Annotated in this window: 4 protein-coding genes; 2 read left to right on the top strand and 2 right to left on the bottom strand. The window is 74.6% G+C overall.

The window, feature by feature from the left end; translation table 11 throughout:
* Positions 1-83: 83 nt before the first annotated feature.
* Together ACFW1I_RS27995 and ACFW1I_RS28000 are read right to left on the bottom strand one after the other, a co-directional pair.
* Positions 84-524 (bottom strand): ATP-binding protein, encoded by a 441-nt coding sequence (locus ACFW1I_RS27995; RefSeq protein ID WP_384675054.1) that lies wholly within the window; start codon positions 522-524, stop codon positions 84-86.
* Between the two features lie 378 nt (positions 525-902).
* The gene (locus ACFW1I_RS28000) at positions 903-1,814 is read right to left on the bottom strand and encodes a hypothetical protein (protein WP_384675056.1); all 912 of its coding nucleotides are present in this window, start codon (positions 1,812-1,814) and stop codon (positions 903-905) included.
* 29 nt (positions 1,815-1,843) lie between these two features.
* Between ACFW1I_RS28000 and dapE the strand changes: the two genes are divergently transcribed.
* Positions 1,844-2,947, top strand: coding sequence for a succinyl-diaminopimelate desuccinylase (gene dapE / locus ACFW1I_RS28005; protein ID WP_384675058.1), 1,104 nt, complete (start codon positions 1,844-1,846; stop codon positions 2,945-2,947).
* Positions 2,948-3,035: 88 nt separating this feature from the next.
* Positions 3,036-3,785 carry a TIGR00730 family Rossman fold protein gene (locus tag ACFW1I_RS28010; RefSeq protein ID WP_384675060.1) on the top strand — a complete coding sequence of 250 codons (750 nt, stop codon included), beginning with the start codon at positions 3,036-3,038 and terminating at the stop codon, positions 3,783-3,785.
* Positions 3,786-3,938 lie beyond the last annotated feature (153 nt).

Consider the following 3,938-nt stretch of genomic DNA (forward strand, 5'->3'; position numbering starts at 1 on the left):
GCCCCGCCCGCCGCGCGGCACCGGGCCCGGGGCCGGCCCCGGCCGCGGGGCCCCCCGGGCCCTTCCGCGTGTGCGCCGCCGGCTCAGCCGATCGGCAGGCCGCCCAGCATCTGGCCGGCCGGGGCGCCGCCCAGCGCGCCGCCCGCGGGGGTGCTCTCGGCGGCCGCACCGGCCGTGTCGCCCAGCGCCTGGCCGGCGCTGCCCGCGGTCTCGCCCGCGATCTGCTGGGCCGCCGGGGTGGCGGTCTTGCCGGCCGCGCCCACGGCCGCTCCGGCGGCCGGGACGGCCGTGCCGACGGCCTCGCCGCCGGTCGCCCCGGCGACGCCGGTCGTGGTCCGCGCGGCACCGTCGACGGCCGAACCCGCGTCGGCCGCGTCGAGCGCGGTCAGGCCGCCGAGCGCGCCGGTCGGTGCGAGGCCCTGGTCCAGGGCGCTCGCGGAGCCGGCCGCACCGACCACGGGGGCTGCGCCGGCCGCGACGATCAGGGCGACACGGGCGATCCGGCGGGTCAGGGGGAGGGACATGGTGCTCCTTCGACGGAGAGACGGTGAGGACGTTTGCGTCTGCGGGCTGCACAACCGAGCCGGGGGCCGGGGAGGTTGCGGGCGTCGAAGGTAAAGGCTGGGCAATGCGTCGTATTGTCGGGTGGGGAGGAAAGCGGACGAACGTCGCCGCGCGCCCCGCGCTGCCGAACCGTCACTCCTCTTGCGCCCCAAGCTCCCCGAGCGCCCCACGCGCCCCCTGGCCGGACCGGCTTCCCCCACACGGCCGATCCCCGCTCCGGGCGACCCCACCGCACACCAGTCCACCCCGTGGACCGACGGGTCCACCGGGTTTCATGGGCGGAACGGGAGAGACGGGGAGACGAGGGGAGAGAGGCGGAACGGCGGGGGAAGTCCTCGTCAGCGCGTGAGACGGAGGCGGACCGTGGACGCGGGGGAGGAGGAGGACTCCACCGGCTCCCAGCCGCCGCCCGAGTCGTCCGCGCGCCAGACCCGGTCCCCGTACGCGACCTCCGCGACCCGCAGCGCGTCCGCCCGGGCCACCGCCCACTGCGCCAGCTCCCAGCCGCGCCGCTCCCCGCCGTCCCGGACGGGCACGACGAGGACGGCCGGCTCCGCCGCCGAGCGGCCCGCGCTGGCGCCGCCGGAGACGGAGGTGGGCGCGGCGGACTCGCCGAAGGCCCGGACCAGTTCCGTACGGACCAGGGCGGGGTCGCCGGACCGGCCGTCCTTCAGGTCGGCCGTGCAGGAGAGCGCCGCCGGGGCCCGCCCGGTGAGCGCCGCGGACAGCAGCGTCGCGTCCGGCTCGTGCTTGGCGTACGCCTGCGGGAAGCCGCTCTTCTGGACCTTCTGCGCCGCCACCGTCAGCGGCATCCGCGAGTAGCCCGGGACCTTCTCCAGGCCCTCGTAGAACTTCCCGGCCGAGTACACCGGGTCCATGATCTGCTCCGGCGTGCCCCAGCCCATCGACGGCCGCTGCTGGAACAGGCCGAGCGAGTCCCGGTCGCCGTGCTCGATGTTCCGCAGCGCCGACTCCTGGAGCGCGGTCGCCAGAGCGATGGTGACCGCCCGCTCGGGCAGCCCCCGCGAGGTCCCGACCGCCGCGATCGTCGCCGCGTTCGACGCCTGCTCGGGGGTGAACTCGTACCGGTTGTCCCCGCTGCCCACGGCGCACCGGGGCGCGCCCTTGCTGCCGGTCACCTGATGGACGGCGATGTACGACGCGAGGCCGCACAGGACGGCGAGGGCGGCGGCCGAACGGGCGAGTCGGCCGCGTCGGGCGGGGCGGGGGGAGTCGGACACGGGGCCCACCGTACTGGAGGCCGGGTTAGGGTCGGCATATGGCTGACATCACCGCACGGGAGACCCCGCTCGACCTCGACCAGGACGGGGCCGCGCTCACCGCCGCCCTCGTCGACTTCGCCTCCGTCAGCGGGACCGAGAAGCCCCTCGCCGACGTGATCGAGCAGGCCCTGCGCGCCCTGCCCCACCTCAGCGTCGACCGGTACGGCAACAACGTCGTCGCCCGGACGAACCTCGGCCGCGCCGAGCGGGTCGTCCTCGCCGGCCACATCGACACCGTGCCGATCGCCGACAACGTGCCCTCCCGGCTCGACGAGGACGGCGTCCTGTGGGGCTGCGGCACCTCCGACATGAAGTCCGGTGTCGCCGTCCAGCTCCGGATCGCCGCCACCGTCCCCGAGCCCAACCGCGACCTCACCTTCGTCTTCTACGACAACGAGGAGGTCGCCGCCGACCTCAACGGCCTCGGGAAGATCGCCGCCGCCCACCCGGAGTGGCTGGAGGGCGACTTCGCCGTCCTGCTGGAGCCCTCCGACGGGCAGGTCGAGGGCGGCTGCCAGGGCACCCTCCGCGTCATCCTGCGCACGGCCGGCGAGCGCGCCCACTCCGCCCGCTCCTGGATGGGCTCCAACGCCATCCACGCCGTCGCGCCGATCCTCGCCCGCCTCGCCGCGTACGAGCCGCGCAAGCCGGTCATCGACGGCCTGGAGTACCACGAGGGCCTCAACGCGGTCGCGATCGAGGGCGGCGTCGCCACCAACGTCATCCCCGACGCCTGCTCGGTCACGGTCAACTACCGCTACGCGCCGGACCGCTCGCCGGAGCAGGCGCTGGCGCACGTCCGCGAGGTCTTCGCGGACTGCGACATCGCCGAGTTCGTCGTCGACGACGAGAGCCCCGGCGCGCTGCCCGGCCTCTCGCACCCGGCCGCCGTCGCGTTCATGAAGGCCGTCGGCGGCCACGCGATGCCGAAGTTCGGCTGGACCGACGTGTCCCGCTTCAGCGCGCTCGGCGTGCCCGCGGTCAACTACGGCCCCGGCGACCCGTTCTACGCGCACAAGCGGGACGAGCACGTGCACGTCGACCGGATCCACCACTGCGAGGCACGGCTCCACGACTGGCTGACCGCCCGTCTCCCGTAATTTCGCATTTCGTCACCTCAGTAGTCCTACGCTGACCCAAGAGCAAGAAGATCGAGCATCGATCGTGGATCGGCGGAGGGAGCAGGCCATGGGCAGTCCCGAGGGAATGGCGAAGCCGGAGGAGCAGCGCCTCGGACCGGTGCTGAGGCGCAGGGACCAGGTCCAGCCGGGCACCACGGACCAGCGGCTGCTCGACACCGAGGGCGACTCGGAGTGGGTGCACACCGACCCCTGGCGGGTCATGCGGATCCAGTCCGAGTTCGTCGAGGGCTTCGGCGCGCTCGCCGAACTGCCGAGCGCCATCAGCGTCTTCGGCTCGGCCCGGACGAAGCCCGACTCGCCCGAGTACGAGGCGGGCGTGAGGCTCGGCCGGGCGCTCGTCGAGGCGGGCTTCGCGGTGATCACGGGCGGCGGCCCGGGCGCCATGGAGGCGGCGAACAAGGGCGCCCGGGAGGCGAAGGGCGTCTCGGTCGGCCTCGGCATCGAGCTCCCCTTCGAGCAGGGGCTCAACCAGCACGTCGACATCGGCGTGAACTTCCGGTACTTCTTCGTCCGCAAGACGATGTTCGTGAAGTACGCGCAGGGCTTCGTCGTCCTGCCCGGCGGCCTGGGCACCCTCGACGAGCTCTTCGAGGCGCTGACCCTGGTGCAGACCCGCAAGGTCACCCGCTTCCCGATCGTGCTGTTCGGCAGCGCGTACTGGAAGGGCCTCGTCGACTGGCTGAAGGACTCGGTCGTCGCGGGCGGCAAGGCGAGCGAGCGCGACCTGCTCCTCTTCCACGTCACGGACGACGTGGACGAGGCGGTGGCGCTGGTGAGCAAGGAGGTCGGGCGGTAGGGGTTTTCAGCCCGTCCGGCGTTTGAGGACACGGCCGAAGGCCGTACGGGGGCCCGGGGGGGGGCGCGGCGGGGTGGGGTCGTGGGGGGGGGGGGTGTTGAGCCTCCGCGGGCGCGGCCCCGCCGGCCCGCGCGCGCGCGCCCCCCCCCCGCT

It is taken from the genome of Streptomyces sp. NPDC058955 (assembly GCF_042741435.1).
Taxonomy (GTDB): domain Bacteria; phylum Actinomycetota; class Actinomycetes; order Streptomycetales; family Streptomycetaceae; genus Streptomyces.

Excerpts from the sequence above, each read along its gene's own strand:
- ACFW1I_RS27995 (WP_384675054.1), bottom strand. The coding sequence starts at position 524 with ATGTCCCTCCCCCTGACCCGCCGGATCGCCCGTGTCGCCCTGATCGTC.
- dapE (WP_384675058.1), top strand. The coding sequence starts at position 1,844 with ATGGCTGACATCACCGCACGGGAGACCCCGCTCGACCTCGACCAGGAC.
- ACFW1I_RS28010 (WP_384675060.1), top strand. The coding sequence starts at position 3,036 with ATGGGCAGTCCCGAGGGAATGGCGAAGCCGGAGGAGCAGCGCCTCGGA.